Source organism: Streptomyces sp. CBMA29, from assembly GCF_014596445.1.
Classification (GTDB): domain Bacteria; phylum Actinomycetota; class Actinomycetes; order Streptomycetales; family Streptomycetaceae; genus Actinacidiphila.
The window spans coordinates 43,159-59,100 of record NZ_MECL01000198.1 but is presented as its reverse complement, the minus strand read 5'-3'; the positions used below and the strand labels follow the sequence as shown (position 1 = coordinate 59,100).

Sequence of the window (15,942 nt, the reverse complement as noted above, 5' to 3'; positions counted from 1 at the left end):
CTTCTATCGTGTTATTTCACATCGCTAAATGAATGATCGGGAGGTTCCGGTGCGCTACCTCATCACGGGCGCGGGCAGTGGGATCGGACGTGCGGTGGCGACCCTGGCCGCGCGCGCGGCCGAGAGCGAAGGAGCCGGGCAGGCGCGTCTCGCGCTGCTCGACCGCGACGCCGGGGCCATCGAGGCGGTCGCGGCCGAACTCCGGGGGACCGGCGCCGTATGCCTGCCGCTGGCCGTCGACCTGAGCGATCCGGCGGCGGTCGGCAAGGCGGTGGAAGAGGCCGTCTCCGCCTTCGGCGGCCTCGACGCCCTCGTGAGCAACGCCGGGATCAGCTTGGCCGACCCGCTCGAAGACCTCAGCCTGGAGACCTTTCAGCGCACGTTCGACGTCAACACCCGTGCGACCTTCCTGCTGGCGCGGGCGGCGTTCCCCGCCCTGCGCGAGTCGCGCGGTGCGATCGTCGCCACGGCGTCGATCTCCGCGACCCATCCGACACCGCCGCTCGGCATGTACAGCGCGAGCAAGGCGGCGCTGAAGATGATGGTCCAGCAGATGGCGGTGGAATGGGGCCGGTACGGGATCCGGGCCAACTGCGTCTCGCCCGGCCCGACGGACACCGGCCTCACCCGCAGGTCGTTCGGCGACGCGGAGGACAAGGCCGCCGCGGCGAACCGGCGCTACCGCGAAGCGGTCTCCCCCATGCGGAAGATCGCGCGGGCCGAGGACATCGCCGAGGCCGTGCTCTACCTCGCGGGTCCGCGCGCCGGGCATGTCACCGGCGTGGACCTGCCCGTCGACGGCGGCCTGTCGCTGACCGTCATGCCGCTCACGGGGGGCACACCCGGATACCGACTCGACGAGATCGCGCAGGAGGCGACGTCGTGATGACCGACACCACCGCAGGGACGCTGCCCGGATTCCTCTCCTCCGAGGTCGCGGCCGACCCCGACGCCTTCTACCGGCGGCTGCGGGCCGAGGCCCCCGTGCACTGGGACGACGGCTACCGCGGCTACCTGATCAGCAAGCACGCCGACGTCGGAGCCGCCTACCGCAACCCGCTGTTCTCCACCCAGAACTACGAGGTCAGCCTCCAGCCCGTCTTCGGCCGCTCGATGCTCCAGATGGACGGCGCCGAACACAGCCGCAAGAAGGCCCTGGTCACGCCGTACTTCCGCGGCAAGGGCCTGGAGAAGTGGGCGCCGGTCATCGCGCGCAATGTCGCGACGATCCTGGACCGCTCCGTCGCGTCGGCGTCCGCGCACATCACCCGCGGCTTCCAGCCGGGCGACACCGTCGACCTGCTGGCCGACTTCGGCTACTACCTGCCGGTCTACGTGATCACCGACATGCTCGGGCTGCCGCACAGCGACTACGACCGGTTCTTCGACTGGTACAGCAGGCACGTGGCCTTCCTCGGCAACCTCGCCCGCGATCCGGAGATCGACGAACTCGGCCGCCGGGCCACCAGGGAACTGTGGGAGTACCTCGCCCCCGTGGTCGAGGACCGCCGTTCGAACCTCGGCGACGACCTCGTCTCCGGGCTGATCACCGCCGAGATCGACGGTGAGCGCCTGGACGACCTGGAGATCCTCACCCACGTCACGCAGTTGCTCAACGCCGGGTCCGAGACCACGGGCAAGGCGCTGGCCAGTATGTTCGCCTATCTGCTGCGCGAGCGGACGCTGTTCGAGGAGGTACGGGACGACCGCTCGCAGGTCATCCCCGCGATCAGCGAGACCCTGCGGATCAGCCCGCCGTCCCAGATGAACGGCCGCAAGATCGCCCAGGACGTCGAGGTCAAGGGCACCCTGCTGCCCGCGGGCACCCTGGTGATGCTGCTCATGGCCTCGGCCAACCGCGACGAGGACCGGTTCTCCGATCCGGACACCTTCGACTTCCACCGGCCCGACCTCGACCACACCAAGACCTTCACCGCGGCCGGTGACACGTTCGCCTTCGGCTCCGGGCGGCACTTCTGCCTCGGCGCGATGCTCGCCAAGTCCGAGCTGGAGATGGCCTCCAACGTCCTGCTCGACCGGTTCCCCGGCATGCGCCTGGCCGACGGGTTCGAGCCCGCGTGGTCGGGCCTGAAGATGCGGTCGGTGGACCGGCTGACGGTGACCCTCTGAACGACCGGCCGCCGGGGGCGGGGCCGGGTCTGGATCTGGGTCCGGGTCCGGGGGCGAGCGGGCGCGCCCTGTCGGCGCTCCTGGTGTCCGCCGCCCTGGTCTCGGCGGCGGTCGTCACCCTCGGCGCCCCGCTCGTGCCGCAGGTCCAGCAGACCTTCGGCGTCGGCACCGAGGCGTCCCAGTGGTCGTACACGATCACCCTGCTCGTCGGCGCCACCCTCACCCCGCTGCTCGGCCGGCTCGCCGACGGGCGGCGGCGAAGACCCGCGATGGTCGTGGTGTGCGCGCTGGTCACCCTCGGATGCGCGGTCTCCGCCGCCGGGACCCACTTCGGGGTCTTCCTGGCGGGTCGCGCGCTCCAGGGCATCGCGGTGGCGCTGGTGGCGATGACCATCGCGTGCGCCCGCGACCTGTACCGCGGTCCCGCGACGGCCCGGCTGGTCGCGCTGCTGTCGATCACCACGGCGCTCGGCGCCGGGGCGGCCTACCCGCTCACGACCTTCGTGGCCGACCACTTCGGCCTGCGGGCGGCCTACGGCGGCGCCACGCTGCTCGCGCTGCTCGTCACGCTCGCGGTGGCCGTCGGTCTGCCGCGAACGGCGCCGGTGGGCCGCGACGCGCCGCTGGACGTGCCGGGCGCGGTGGTCCTGATCGCCGCCACGGCGTGCGCGCTGCTGGCCGTCAGCCAGGGCAACTCCTGGGGCTGGACGAGCGCCGGGGTGCTCCTCCTCGGAGGTGCCGCCCTCGGCCTGTCGCTGTGGTGGATCCGGCTCGAACTGCGCGCCGCCCACCCCTTGGTGCAACTGCGGCTCTTCGCCCGGCGCGACGTGCTCGCGGCGCACCTCACCGGCCTGCTGATGGGCGTGAGCCTGTACAACACCCCCGTCCTCATCACCCGGATCGGTCTCGCCTCCCGCGACACCCGGTACGGCGTGGGGCTCAGCCTCAGCGCGATCGGTGTGGTGATGGTCCCCATCGCGCTGTGCAACTACCTGAGCAGCCGCACCGCGACGGCGCTGGCGCGGGCCAGGGGCCGACGGGTCGCACTGGCGTCGGGAGGCGTCGTCGGCGCGCTCGGGCCGCTGATGCTGATCGAGGTCGACGGGCATCTGGCGCTGCTGGTGGCGGCGGTCGTCCTGACGTCCTGGGGAGCGGGGGCGACCTTCGGGACACTGCCCGGCCTCATCGTCGACTCGGTCGAACCGGGCGAGACCGGCAGCGCCACCAGCGTCAACATCCTGCTGCGGGCGGTCGGCGGGGCGGTGGGCAGCGCGGTCACCGCGGCGCTGATCGGCGCGGCCCACGGACCGGCGGGTGAGGCGACGACGACCGGGCTGACCTGGGCCGCGCTCGCCTGCGCCGCCACCTGCGCGGCCTCGGTCGTGGTCAGTTGCTGTGTGCCGAGCCGCCGCGCGCGCGGGTCACGGCCGCGGCCGGCCGCCGTCGAACCAGTCCCACTCCCACGGGCGGATTGACAGCATCGGGGTGCTCAGCAGGACGTGCTCCGCGTCGCCGGGCGCGCTGCTCCGCCCGATCCAGTCGGGCCGCGCGTCCTCGACCCGGGCGCTTGTCTCCAGGACGTCGCCGTCGAGATACAGCACGCGCACCGTCAGGCCGTCGTCGGCGCTCCCGGCCGGTGACCCGAACCCGCCCGCGCTCTCGGCGAACCGGTACGTCGCCGCGCCCGCGACGCCGGGCACCGCGAGCACCGCCGGGATCGACTCCCGGTCCAGCGCGGCGAAACGGGCGGCGCCCGCGGGCTCGGTGGGAGCGGCCGTCCTGGACAGCGTGAGGTGAACGCCCCGGTGCGGGCGGTGCGGGAGCGCCGCCGCCGCGACGAGGACGCGCGGGGCCGCGTACTGCTTGACCGGGTGGAAGAAGCCGACCGGCCGTCGTTCGGTCCAGGTCAGTTCGGGGCGCCGGCCCCACCACAGCGCGCGCTGGTTGAGGTCGGTCCACTCCCGCAGCGCGGACTCCAGCGGGGCGCGGAACCCGTAGGCGACCGCGTACTGGACGGGTGCGTAGGCGCCGTCGCCGACATGACCGGCCGCCGCGCACCGCGGGGTGCGGACCCAGCGGTCCCCCCAGGCGACGCCGGGGAGCAGCGCGTTCTCCGGCAGGTGGTCGAGCTGGTGCCACGCGTTGTACTCGGCGTGCCGGGCGGCGTCGCTGAGGTGCGTGAAGGTGAGGAAGAGCCGGTCGGTGCTCATATCGGGCGGCTTTCGGCTCGCGGGTCTTCGGCGGTCGGGTCTTCGGCGGTCGGGTCTTCGGCGGTCGGGTTTTCGGCAGGCGTCCGCGACCACTCGCGCAGGACCGCGTCGTTGTCGGCGCCGAGCCGGGGCGCGGGGGCGGGTGTGTCCTGCCCCCACCCGGCCGACCGCGTGACCGGACCCGGTACGGGGAAGGAGCCGACGCCCGGCTGATCCACCTGGTGGAACAGGCTGTTGGCGGTCACGAGCGGATCGCGGACGAATTCGCCGACGGTCCGGTAGTCGCCCCACAGGACGTGCCCGGCGTCGAGCGCGGCCACGGCCTCGGCGTGGGTGTGCGCGGAGAACCACGGCGCGAGGATCGCCGAGATCAGGTCCCGGTGCTCGTACCGCGCCGCCTCGTCGCCGAAGTCCGCGCCGAGCGTGCGCTGAAGGCTGTCGAGGACGGTACGTGTGCCGGTCAGTGCGACGAGCTTGTCCCAGTGCCTGGCGGTCAGGGCGACGACCATCACCCGGCGGCCGTCGCCGGTCGCGAAGTCGCAACCGTAGCTGCCGTAGAGGTAGTTGCCGTCGCGCAGCCGCCCCGCGCCGTTCACCACCGCGTCGGCGACGAAGCCGAGGTGGGCCATGGTCGCGGCGGCCACGTCGGCGAGGCCGACCTCGACGAGCCGGCCGCGGCCGGTGGCGGCGCGTTCGGTGTGCGCCGCCAGCAGGGCCAGCGCCACGTGCAGACCGGTGAGCAGGTCCCAGGCGGGCAGGACGTGGTTGACCGGGAGCGAGGAGTCCACCGGCCCGGTGAGCCAGGGCAGGCCCACCTCGGAGTTGATCGTGTAGTCGACGGCCGGCCGCCCGTCGCCGCGGCCCCCGATATGGGCGACGATGACATCGGGCCTGACGCGGCGCAGTTCCTCGTAGTCGAGCCACGACTGGCCGACCGCGTTGGTGACCAGCAGCCCGTGGCCGCCGCCGGGGGCGGCCAGCAGTGAGCGGACCACGTCGCGCCCGGACTCCGACCGCAGATCGACCTCGACCGAGCGCTTGCCCTTGTTCAGTCCTGCCCAGTACAGGCTGGTGCCGTCCGCGCCGCGCGGCAGCCGCCGGGTGTCCGTGGCGCCGCCGACTGGGTCCACCCGTACGACGTCCGCGCCGAGTTGGGCGAGCGTCATCGTCGCCGAGGGGCCCGCGACGTACGTCGACAGGTCGAGGACGTGGAGTCCGGTCAGCGGCCCGCTCATGCGAACGGGGAGACGTACGGGATGTTCTTGGCGGCGGCGGCCTCGGCGATCCAGCCGTCGATCTGCTCGGCCACCTCGTGCGAGACCAACTCGATCCACATGCCGGGGGACTCGGGGTTGTAGTGGAAGGTGGCGCGGCCGATGCCGCCGTCCTCGGCGACGCCGTTCAGCTCGCGCCGGTATCCCCTGGCCTCCAGCGCCGCCGCCGCCGCGCGCAGGTCGTCGGTGTAGTAGCCGAGGTGGTGGACCCTGCGCCCGCCCGTCACGTTGAGGTACGGCGCCGGGTCGATCTGCTCCAGCAGTTCGATGAAGTGCGGGCCCTGGAGCGAGTAGGTGAAGCGGACCTCGCGCCCGACGACGCCGTCGGGGCACTCCAGCGGAACCGTCGAGGTCAGCGGCGGTGCCCAGTCCAGGCGCAGGGCGTCGCCCATGGCCGCCATCGCCTTGTCGAGGCTGTCCACGATCATGCCGGTGTGGTAGAGCCGGAGCAGCGGCTCGGTGCTCATGAAAGGCCCCTCTCTGTGGTCGGGCGACGAACGTTACATCATGCTAAGTAAATCCGGCAGTGCCGACCGCGGCCGACGCGGAAGGTTTCCGACGACCCCTTGACAGGGGTGATCCGCGACCTCAGTCTCATACCAGTTAGCCATGTGAAAGATTCTGGTGCGGACCGTTCCTGGGCACAAGGGAGTGCGCAATGATCTCGCTGGTCGTGACCGGCCTCTCGCAGGCGGCGGTGCTGATTCCGCTGGTCCTGGCGGTGAGTCTGGTGTTCCGTGTGAGCGGCGTCGTCAACTTCGGCGCGGGCAACTTCTGCGTCTTCGCCGGCGCCGCGTGCGCGTCCTGGGGAGCGGGCAACAGCGGCCTCGGCGTCGGCCTGACGATCGTGGTCGGCGGTGTCCTGGGCGCCGCCTGCTACGCGATCGCGATCGTGCCCGCGCAGCGCAAGAAGGTGCCGGTCATCGGCCTCACCCTCGCCACCCTCGGCTTCGGACTCCTGCTCAACTTCCTGACCCGCACGTGGTTCGGCGGCGAGCCCTCCATCGTGCAGCCCTGGATCCACGGGTCCGTCGCGATCGGCAGCTACGAGACCTCCAAGCAACGGCTGCTGGTCATCGGCCTGTCGCTCCTCCTGCTGCTCGTGATGTGGTTCCTGTTCGACCGGACGCTCATCGGGCACCACCTGTCCGCCGTCTCCTTCGACCACGAACTGGCGCAGGTCTACGGCGTCCGCACGATGCGGTTCGAACTGCTCGCCTGGGTGGTCTCGGGTGCCTGCCTGGTCATCGGCGGCATCTTCCAGGCATCGCTCGGCAGCGTCTCGGTCGACGTCGCGCCCACCCTCCTCGTGCTGAGCCTGGTCGGCGCCGTCATCGGCGGCCTCGGAAGTCTCTTCGGCGCGGTGGGCGGCGCCGTCGTGGCCGGCTTCGTGATGACCTTCACCGACCAGCACATCGCCGCCAGTTACCACCTGACCTCACTCTTCGTGATCCTGTCCCTGGTGCTGCTCGTGCGGCCGACAGGGCTGTTCACCTTCCGCGGAACGGCTGAGCGCGTATGAGCACCATCGGACTGGACAAGGCCGCACGGCGCGAGGTGAGCGGCGCCCCGAAGAAACCCGAAGGAATCCGCGGGGCACTGACCTCGGTCTGGGCCAAACACGTCGCGGGCCCACTGGTCCTGGTGCTCGTCGGACTCATCGCCAGCGGCAACGACTACTACGTCCACCTGGCGTCGGCCGGAGTCATCGCGTACATCCTCACGACGGCTTTCAACATCGTCTACGGCTACGCGGGCATCTTCAATCTCTCGGTCGTCATCACCTATGGCGTCGGCGCCTTCACCAGCGTCTATCTCGAAGTCCGGTTCGGAATGCCGTTCTGGCCCGCGCTGGTGATCTCCGTGGCGGTCACCACCGTGCTCTCCGTTCTCGTGGCGGTTCCCACCCGGGGGCTCAACGAGCTGTTCCTCGCCATCCAGACGCTCGCCTTCGCGCTCGCGCTCGCCGAAGTCATGGTGAACTGGCACGAGTTCAGCGGCGGCACGATCGGCATCTACTCGATTCCGCTGCCCACGTTCTTCGGTCACCAGCTCATCAGCGGCTATCTCTCGTACTACTGGCTCGCCGCGTTCTTCGCGTGGCTCACGTACGAACTCGTCCTGCGCATCCACCTGTCGGCGATGCGGCGCAAACTGACCGCGCTGCGCGAGGGGCCGCGCGTCCTCGCCTCGGTGGGGGTCTCGCCCGACTCGACGCGGCTGGTCGCCTTCGCGATCTCCGGCGGCCTCGCCGGACTCGCCGGGGTGCTCTTCGCCCACTTCCAGCTCGTGATCGACCTGGAGACCTTCAGCTTCACCCGCCTGGTCGCGCTGCTGCTCGCCGCGATCCTCGGCGGTAGCGGCTACTTCCTCGGCCCGGTGTTCGGCGTCGTCGCCATCCTGGTGATGGACGAGCTGTCGCTGGCCACCAGCCAGGCCCAGGACCTGGTCTACGGCGTGGGCATCCTGGTGCTCGTCGTGCTCACCCGCGGCGGCATCGCGGGCGGCCTGGACAACCTCGTGAAGTGGCTGCGCGGACGCCGACGGCCGGACGAAGCGGCCGAACCCACCGGTGAGTTGGAGCCGCAGGACCCGGGTGTCGCCGTCACTGAGACGGTGATCCAGGTGACCCACCGCCTCGCGGACTCGGTCAGGGCCGTGCACCGGGACGCACGGGTCGAGGTGCGCGGAGTGTCGGTCGCCTTCGGCGGCAACACCGCGGTCAACGACGTCTCGCTCTCCTTCGCGACCGGTGAGGTCATCGGGCTCATCGGCCCCAACGGCGCGGGCAAGACCACGCTCCTGAACGCGATCACCGGGGACGTCCGGGCGACCGGCTCGGTCCGCCTCGGCGACGACGAGATCCTCGGCACGCCCGCGCAGAACCTCGTACGGGCGGGCATCGGCAGGACGTTCCAGAGCCCGAAGGTCATCCCCGAACTGACCCTGCTGGAGAACGTCATGCTCGCCGGGGACGGCATCGGCAAGGTCGGCTGGCTCCGCCAGTCGCTGCTGAGCCCGGCCGCCCGCAAGCAGGCGCTGGCCGGACGCGACCGGGCGATGACCCTGCTCACCGACCTCGCCCTCGCCGACCGCGCCCGGAGCCTGGCAGCGGACCAGCCGTACGGCGTGCTCCGCCTGGTCGAGATCGCCCGCAATCTGATGCTCGACCCGGCGTTCCTGCTGCTGGACGAACCCGGCGCGGGACTCACCGAGTTCGAACGCCAGGAGATCGCCGCGACCGTACGCGCCCTCGGCGCCCGCGACCTCGGGGTGGTCCTGGTCGACCACAATCTGCCGCTGATCACCAGCGCCTGCGACCGCGTCTATGTCCTGGACCACGGCCAGGTCATCGCGGAGGGCCCGCCCGACGAGGTCTTCGCACAGCAAGAGGTCATCTCCGCCTACCTGGGGGTTCCCGGATGAGCACGCCGCTTCTCGACGTGACCGGCCTGACGGCCGGCTACGGCGACCACCAACCCGTACTCCACGACGTCTCCTTCACCCTCGCCGAGGGCGAACTGCTCGGCCTGGTCGGGATGAACGGCGCCGGCAAGACGACCCTGATGCGCGCTCTCAGCGGCGGCCTCAAGCCCCGGTCGGGTGAGGTCTCGTTCCAGGGCGAGCGGATGAACGGGTCCTCGACGGCCGCCAGCGTCCGCAAGGGGATCGTCATCGTGCCGGAGGGGCACCGCGTTCTGCGCCCGCTCACGGTCGAGGAGAATCTCCAGATCTCCGCGATGCGGCTGAGCAGGCGCGCCGTGCGGCGCGCCATCGCCGAAAAGCAGGCCCTGGTCTACGAGTTGTTCCCGATCCTGGCGGAACGCCGCACGCAGCTCGCGGGCCTGCTCTCCGGCGGGGAGCAGCAGATGCTCTCCCTGGCCCGCGCCGTCATCCAGCGGCCCAGACTGCTGCTCCTGGACGAGCCGTCGCTGGGTCTCGCCCCGGTCGTGATCGAGAAGATCTACGCGTCCCTGCGGGCGCTCCAGGCCGAGGGCATCTCGATGCTGGTCGTCGAGCAGAACAGCGACCGCCTGGCCAGGGCCAGCGAACGGCTGATCGTCCTGCGCGACGGCCGGATCGCCGCCACCGGCACGCCGTCCTCCCTCCGGGGAGCCGAGCTCAACGCCGCCTATTTCGGCTGAGCGGCCGGATCGCCCAGGTGTCAGGCCGCAGGGCCATGTACGATACTTTACGTGGCTAAATAAATTGCCCGGCTTCCCTCTCCCGACACCCCTCGCCCGACGCCCCCGCCCGAATACCACGGTCCGATTCCCATCGCCCGACTCCCGAGGAGTTACGCCCCATGCTCACCGTTGACTACGCGGCACGACGCTCGATCGTCGAGCCGGACAGGCTGCGCCGCTTCTTCGGCGCCCGCAGTATCGCGGTCGTGGGAGCATCGCCGAGCTCCAGTTGGGCGCGCAATCTCCTCAACGCCCTCGAACTCGGCGGCGGGGTGCGGGACGTGCGCTTCGTCCATCCCAAGTACGACGAGGTGTTCGGCAAACCCACCGTCTCGACGCTGCGGGACCTCGAAAAGCCCGTCGACATGGCCTACATCATGGTCGGCCCGAGCCGGGTCGACGCCATCTTGGAGGACGCCGCCGCGGCGGGTATCAAGAACGCGGTCATCCTCGCCTCCGGATACGGGGAGTCCGGAGCCGACGGACGCGACCGGCAGCGGCGGCTGGCGCAGAGCGCGGTGGATCTCGACCTGACGCTCATGGGGCCCAACACCATCGGGTTCATCAACGCGGTGGACGGGGTGGTGCCCTGGGCCGTCGCCACCGAGTCCGCACCCGTGGCCGGTCCGGTCGGCGCCGTCTTCGAGAGCGGTTCGATGGCGCGGGCGACGTATCAGTTCGCGCAGGCGCACGGAGTGGGCTCGACGCTGTGGGCGTCGGTGGGCAACTCGGCCGTACTGACCAGCCTGGACGTCCTCGACTACCTGATAGAGGACGAGAGCACCCGCGCCATCGCCCTGTTCCTGGAGACCGTGCGCGAGCCGGACCGGCTCTTCGAACTCGGCACGAAGGCGCTGCGGGCGGGCAAGCCGATCGTGGTCTACAAGGCCGGGCGGAGCGAGGAGGGCATGCGCTCCGCCATGGCGCACACCGGCGCCGTGGCCACCGACGACGCCGTCGCGGACGCGGCGTTCCGGCAGGCGGGCATGGTCCGCGTCGAGAGCGTCGAGGAACTGGTCGCGACCGCCGGGGTGTTCGGCTACAGCCCGCGGCTCCCGGACGGCCGCCGCATGGGCGTCGTGACCTCGTCGGGCGGCGGCTGCAACATCATCGCCGACCTCGCCTCGGTCAACGACCTGGCCCTGCCCGGCTGGCAGGAGGACACCGGCGCCAAACTGGCCGCGCACCTGCCGGAGTTCGCCTCGATCCTCAACCCCCTCGACACCACCGGCTTCGGCCACGCCCGCGCCAGACCCCGGCCGACGAAGGCCGAGGACGACCTCATGGAGATCGCGGTCGAGGACTCCGGCATCGACTTCATGTTCTCGATGATGACGCCGCTGCCGGACGAGCGCCCCGAGGACCCGACGTTCATCGAGAGCCGGATGAAGATCATCGGCGAGATCGTGGCCGCCTCGCCCGTACCGGTCTTCCTCTCGTCCAACACCTGCCTGGACATCTCGCCGTACGCCCTGTCGCTGCTCTCCGAGAACAACCTCTTCCTGCTGCCCGGCGTCGACCTCGCGATCACGTCCCTCGGGCATGTGGCCCGGTGGGTCGAGCAGCGCGACGCGCTCCGGGCCACGGCGAGCGGGACGGGGGAAGTGCCGGCCGCCGCGGTCGGGTGCGGGCCGACGGCCCGCACCTGGGCGGAGGACGAGGGGCGGGCCCTGCTGGAGGCGGCCGGTGTGCCGATCGTCCCCGCCGTGCTCGTCCACTCGGCGGCCGAGGCGGCGGGCGCGGCGGCCAAGGCCGGCGGCCCGGTGGCGATGAAGATCTGCTCGCGGGCCGTCGCGCACAAGTCCGACGTCGGCGGAGTCGTCCTCGGCGTCGAGGGCGCCGGAGCCGCGGCGACGGCCTACGACGCGATCATGGCGACGGTGGCGCGGAACGTCCCCGGCGCCGACCTGCGCGGTGTGCTCGTCTCACCGATGCGGGAGCCGGGACAGGAACTCCTCGTCGGCGTCACGGTCGACCCGACCTTCGGACCGGTGCTCGCGGTGGGCCTCGGCGGCATCTGGGTGGAGGTCATGAAGGACACCAGCCTGCGCGTACTGCCCGTCGACGCCCGCGAAGTGCGCCGGATGCTGGAGGAGTTGAAGGGCGCCGCCCTGCTGCACGGCGCGCGCGGCAGCACCGCCGCCGACCTCGACGCGCTGAGCGAGGCGATCGTGGCGATCAGCCGGGCCGCCCTGTCGGTCGGACCGAGCCTGGACACCCTGGAGGTCAACCCCCTGCGCGTCAACGGCAGTCGGGTCGAAGCGCTCGACGTACTCGTCACGGCCACGGTGGGGGAGGACGCATGACCGCCCCGGACATGGAGCGCGGGGCCGCGCCTGCGGTCACGCCGGACACCGCGCCCGCGCCCGCCGCGCCCGAACTCCCCGCAGGAGCCCTCGACGGGATCAAGGTCCTCGACCTCACCCGCTTCCTCCAGGGCCCCTACGCGACCCGCATCCTCGCCGACCTCGGCGCGGAGGTCGTCAAGGTGGAGCGGCCGGGCGGCGAGTGGGACCGGCGGCTGCGCCAGGCCCCGGACGGATACGCCGGGTTCTTCACCGGCCTCAACCGCGGCAAGAAGTCGGTCGCCGTCGACATCACCACCCCCGAGGGCCGGGACATCGTCAAGGCCCTGGCCCGCGAGTGCGACGTCGTCGTGGAGAACTTCCGGCTCGGCGTCATGGAGAAACTGGGCCTGGGCTACGACACCCTGCGCCAGGAGAACCCGGGCATCGTCTACGCCGCCGCGTCCGGCTACGGCCCGCTGGGCCCGCGCGCCAAGGAGCCGATGTTCGACATGGTCGCGCAGGCCGTCTCCGGCCTCTCGGACTTCGTCCGCACCCCGGACGGGGCGCCCCGGCTCGCCAGCCGCGGCATGGCCGACTCGGCCGGTGCCGTCTTCCTCGCGATGGGCATCCTGACCGCGCTCCTGGCCAAGGAACGCACCGGGCGCGGCCAGCGCGTGGACGGCTCGCTCGTCGGCTCCTGCCTGGCCATGCACACCGCCGAGGTCACCATCGCGCTGCACGGCGACGAGGTGCGGCGCACACAGGGCCGCGTGACGTCGACCTCGGGCGCGTTCCGCTGCGGGGACGACCGCTGGATCGTCATCGGCGCCACCGACCAGAAGGTGTGGCACGGGCTGACCGAGGCCCTGGGCCGGCCCGGTCTGCGTGACGATCCGCGGTTCGAGAAGAGCAGGATCCGAGAGCGGCACCGCGACGTCCTGGAGCCGGTCCTGGAGGAGATCTTCCTGACCGCCGACCGGGACACCTGGGTCGAGCGGATGCGGGACAACGGCGTGCCGGTCGCTCCCGTCAACACCTTCGTCGAGGCCGCCCGCGACCCCGACGTCCTCGCGAACGGCTTCGTCGTCGAGCAGCGGGACGCGACCTGGGGGACCGTGCGCACCGTCGGCAACCCGTTCCTGCTCAGCGCCACCCCCGCACGGGTCGGCGACTGGACACCTGAACTGGGCGCCGACACCCGCGACGTCCTCGCGCGCCTCGGCGTCCCGCAGGACCGTATCGACGCGCTCGTCGCGGACGGCGTGGTCGAGCAGGCACGGCCGGCGCACGCGCTATCGGAATCGCCCCGAGCAACGGAATCGCCCCGAGCAACGGAAGAGGTGGGCAAGGCGTGAAGTACGGAACCCCGGAGAGCATCGCCGCCGCGGCGGAACAGGTGCTGTACGACGCCGACCCGGCGTCCGGCATCGCGTATCTGACGCTGAACCGGCCGGAGAAGCACAACGCCATGAGCGTGCCCATGCGCGACCGCGTCATCGAGCTGATGGCGCGGGCCGGGGACGACCCGACGGTGCGGGTCATCGTGATCCGGGGCAACGGGAAGTCGTTCTGCAGCGGCAACGAGATCAACGAGCAGTGGGGCCAGAAGCGGCCGCACGAGCGGCGCCGCACCCTGACGGTCGGCTACCGGTACGGCGCGGACATGGCGTGGGGCCGGCTGGGCTTCAGCCAGGCGATCTCCCGCTCGCCGAAGGTCACCGTCGCCCAACTGCACGGCTACTGCGCGGCGGCGGCGTACTTCATGATCGCGTGCAAGGCCGACGTGGTGACGGCCGCCGAGGACACCAGGATCGGCGCGCTCGAAGCGCGCTTCCTGGGTCCGGCGGGCGCGGTCGCCAGCGTGCACATCAACCGCATCCTGGGCATGAAGGCCGCCCGCCGCACCGGGTTCACCGCGATGCCGATGAGCGGGACCGAGGCGCACCACCTCGGCCTCGTCGACACCGTCACCCCGGCCGCCGAACTCGCCGCGGCCACCGGGACGATCGCGGCCGGCCTCGCCGCCCGGCCCCCCGGCCACCTGCTGTACCTGAAGTCGCGGCTGCGCGCCGCCGAGGGCGCGATGGACACCAGCGTCCCCTCGATCACCGGGCTGTTGGTCTCGCACTTCCTCCAGTCGGGCCCGGACGAGATGGACTTCTGGAAGACCGCGAGGGACGTCGGCGTCGGTGGCGCGCTGGACGCCGACAAGAAACGCAAAGGCGCGGCCGACCCCCGCCTGGGGGTGAAGGGATGAGGGCCGTCGACCTCCGCGTGGCCGACGGCCGCGCGTACATCGAGGTGGAGAGCTTCGCCCCGCTGACGGCCCACGACCCCGCCTTCGCCGACGAGTTGGCCGCGGCCGTCGTCGAGGCGTCGGACGACGACCATGTCAAGGCGATCGTCCTGCGCACCACGGGGCCCGACTTCGCGCCGCAGGCGGCCACCGGATTCCCGTCCGCGGCCGAGGCGCCGACCACCTGGCACCGCGCCTTCGCCGCGTCGACCGCGGTCTACCAGGCCACCTGCTTCGCGAAGAAGGTCGTGATCGCCGAGGTCCGCGGGGCGTGTCACGGGGCGGGCACCGCGCTTCTGCTCTGCGCCGACCTGGCCGTCGCGAGCGAGGACGCCGTGTTCGGCTCGCCCTTCCTCGACGTGCCCGAGGCGAATTTCGTCCTGGCCGCGCTGACGGTCCGGCTCAACCGCGCCAAGTCGTGGCTGCTCAGGGGGACCGTCCACGACGCGGCCACCGCCGGGCGGATCGGGCTGGTCAACCGGGTCGTCCCGGACGGCCAACTCCGCGCGGAGGTCGTGTCGATGACCGCCGCCGTCATCGGCATGCCGCTGGACGGCATGACGATGTCGAAGATGCTCCAGCAGGCCGTCTACGACGCGCACGGCGTGGGCCGGGAGTTCGACCTGGCCGACCACTACGCGATCCACCGCGCGGCGGTCGGGTCCGGTCTCACGGAGGAGAGCGCATGAGCGAGGGCCGGGTTGAACTGGGCAAGGACCACGAGAACCACATCGCGACCATCACCGTACGGCGCCCCGCGACGGGCAACCTCATGACCCGTGCCATGGCCGAGCAGTTCGCGGCCCACCTCGCGGACATCGACCGGGACGACGACGTGAAGGCCGTCCTGATCCGCGGCGAGGGCGACGACCTGTGCGCGGGCTGGGACCCGGCCGACGCCTGGGACCAGTACGCGCAGGCGCCCGGCGGATCGGTGCGCAAGCACCCGAGCCAGCGGGCACGGCTGATCGCGCTGGACGAGGCGTGGTGGGGGAGTACGGGCCTGTACCAACGGCTGCTGCACTGCCGGAAGGTGACGGTCGTCGAGGCGCGTGGCCGCTGCTGGGACACCGGCCTCTACCTGGTGCTCTGCGCGGACCTGGTGGTCGCGGGCGAGGACGCGACCTTCGGCTCCCCCCGGTGGCACAACGTCGGGGTGGACGGCGACATGTCGCTGCTGTTCGCGACGGTCGGGCTGAAGCGGGCCAAGGAGTTGATGTACTGCAACGTCGCCTGGTCGGCGCCGACCGCGCTCGACTACGGTCTGGTCGACCGCGTCGCCGAGGACGCGCCCCGGGGGGCGGCGGAGCTGGCCGCCGTGTGCGCGTCGATCATGCGGGACGGCATCGTCACCGAGAAGTACGCCGTCTTCGCCTCGCTGGAGAAGCTGGGCGTCGGGCTCTCGTTCGCCGCGACCACCGTCGTCGGCGCTTCGCTGAGCAACATCCACTTCCAGCCGGGCGAGTTCAACTTCCTGCGGGAGGTGCGTCGCGAGGGCGCGGAGGCGGCCCTGGCGCGCTCACGCGAGGAGGTCGAGATCCGCTGACCGGCACTCAC

14 protein-coding genes are annotated in these 15,942 nt (G+C 71.6%); 11 read left to right on the top strand and 3 right to left on the bottom strand.

Annotated elements, in window-relative coordinates; all coding sequences use genetic code 11:
• The first annotated feature begins 28 nt into the window (after nt 1-28).
• From BGM09_RS26725 to BGM09_RS26715, 3 genes are all read left to right on the top strand, one after another.
• A complete protein-coding gene (locus tag BGM09_RS26725; RefSeq protein ID WP_223187642.1) occupies nt 29-886 on the top strand; it encodes an SDR family NAD(P)-dependent oxidoreductase in 858 nt (285 codons plus the stop codon).
• Nucleotides 886-2,130: a cytochrome P450 gene (locus BGM09_RS26720; RefSeq protein ID WP_188284263.1), complete on the top strand. Its 1,245-nt coding sequence runs from the start codon at nt 886-888 to the stop codon at nt 2,128-2,130. The genes BGM09_RS26725 and BGM09_RS26720 overlap by 1 nt, the downstream gene beginning before the upstream one ends.
• Before the next feature lie 83 nt (nt 2,131-2,213).
• Nucleotides 2,214-3,605: an MFS transporter gene (locus BGM09_RS26715; protein ID WP_188284262.1), complete on the top strand. Its 1,392-nt coding sequence runs from the start codon at nt 2,214-2,216 to the stop codon at nt 3,603-3,605.
• Here the strand turns inward: BGM09_RS26715 and BGM09_RS26710 are convergent.
• Genes BGM09_RS26710 through BGM09_RS26700 form a run of 3 tightly spaced genes read right to left on the bottom strand, consistent with a single transcriptional unit; the run spans nt 3,552 to nt 6,081 of the window.
• Nucleotides 3,552-4,340: a hypothetical protein gene (locus BGM09_RS26710; RefSeq protein WP_188284261.1), complete on the bottom strand. Its 789-nt coding sequence runs from the start codon at nt 4,338-4,340 to the stop codon at nt 3,552-3,554. The two genes, BGM09_RS26715 and BGM09_RS26710, sit on opposite strands and share 54 nt — an antisense overlap.
• On the bottom strand, nt 4,337-5,575 hold the full coding sequence (locus tag BGM09_RS26705; RefSeq protein ID WP_188284260.1) for a CoA transferase: 1,239 nt from the start codon (nt 5,573-5,575) through the stop codon (nt 4,337-4,339). The genes BGM09_RS26710 and BGM09_RS26705 overlap by 4 nt, the downstream gene beginning before the upstream one ends.
• Nucleotides 5,572-6,081, bottom strand: a complete 510-nt coding sequence (locus tag BGM09_RS26700) for a VOC family protein (RefSeq protein WP_188284259.1) — start codon at nt 6,079-6,081, stop codon at nt 5,572-5,574. Before BGM09_RS26700 ends, BGM09_RS26705 begins: the two co-directional genes overlap by 4 nt.
• Before the next feature lie 191 nt (nt 6,082-6,272).
• Here BGM09_RS26700 and BGM09_RS26695 point away from each other — a divergent pair, with 191 nt between their 5' ends.
• The 8 genes from BGM09_RS26695 (at nt 6,273) to BGM09_RS26660 (ending at nt 15,931) form a co-directional block, all read left to right on the top strand.
• The gene (locus BGM09_RS26695) at nt 6,273-7,136 is read left to right on the top strand and encodes a branched-chain amino acid ABC transporter permease (RefSeq protein ID WP_188284258.1); all 864 of its coding nucleotides are present in this window, start codon (nt 6,273-6,275) and stop codon (nt 7,134-7,136) included.
• Nucleotides 7,133-9,040 (top strand): ABC transporter permease subunit, encoded by a 1,908-nt coding sequence (locus BGM09_RS26690; RefSeq protein ID WP_188284257.1) that lies wholly within the window; start codon nt 7,133-7,135, stop codon nt 9,038-9,040. The genes BGM09_RS26695 and BGM09_RS26690 overlap by 4 nt, the downstream gene beginning before the upstream one ends.
• Nucleotides 9,037-9,759 (top strand): ABC transporter ATP-binding protein, encoded by a 723-nt coding sequence (locus BGM09_RS26685; RefSeq protein WP_188284256.1) that lies wholly within the window; start codon nt 9,037-9,039, stop codon nt 9,757-9,759. Before BGM09_RS26690 ends, BGM09_RS26685 begins: the two co-directional genes overlap by 4 nt.
• A 161-nt stretch (nt 9,760-9,920) precedes the next feature.
• Complete coding sequence (locus tag BGM09_RS26680) at nt 9,921-12,107, top strand: acetate--CoA ligase family protein (RefSeq protein WP_188284255.1); 2,187 nt, start codon at nt 9,921-9,923, stop codon at nt 12,105-12,107.
• A complete protein-coding gene (locus tag BGM09_RS26675) occupies nt 12,104-13,444 on the top strand; it encodes a CaiB/BaiF CoA transferase family protein (RefSeq protein WP_188284254.1) in 1,341 nt (446 codons plus the stop codon). The genes BGM09_RS26680 and BGM09_RS26675 overlap by 4 nt, the downstream gene beginning before the upstream one ends.
• On the top strand, nt 13,441-14,346 hold the full coding sequence (locus BGM09_RS26670; RefSeq protein WP_188284253.1) for an enoyl-CoA hydratase/isomerase family protein: 906 nt from the start codon (nt 13,441-13,443) through the stop codon (nt 14,344-14,346). Before BGM09_RS26675 ends, BGM09_RS26670 begins: the two co-directional genes overlap by 4 nt.
• A complete protein-coding gene (locus BGM09_RS26665; protein WP_188284252.1) occupies nt 14,343-15,074 on the top strand; it encodes an enoyl-CoA hydratase/isomerase family protein in 732 nt (243 codons plus the stop codon). The genes BGM09_RS26670 and BGM09_RS26665 overlap by 4 nt, the downstream gene beginning before the upstream one ends.
• Complete coding sequence (locus BGM09_RS26660; RefSeq protein ID WP_188284251.1) at nt 15,071-15,931, top strand: enoyl-CoA hydratase/isomerase family protein; 861 nt, start codon at nt 15,071-15,073, stop codon at nt 15,929-15,931. Before BGM09_RS26665 ends, BGM09_RS26660 begins: the two co-directional genes overlap by 4 nt.
• Nucleotides 15,932-15,942: the final 11 nt, after the last annotated feature.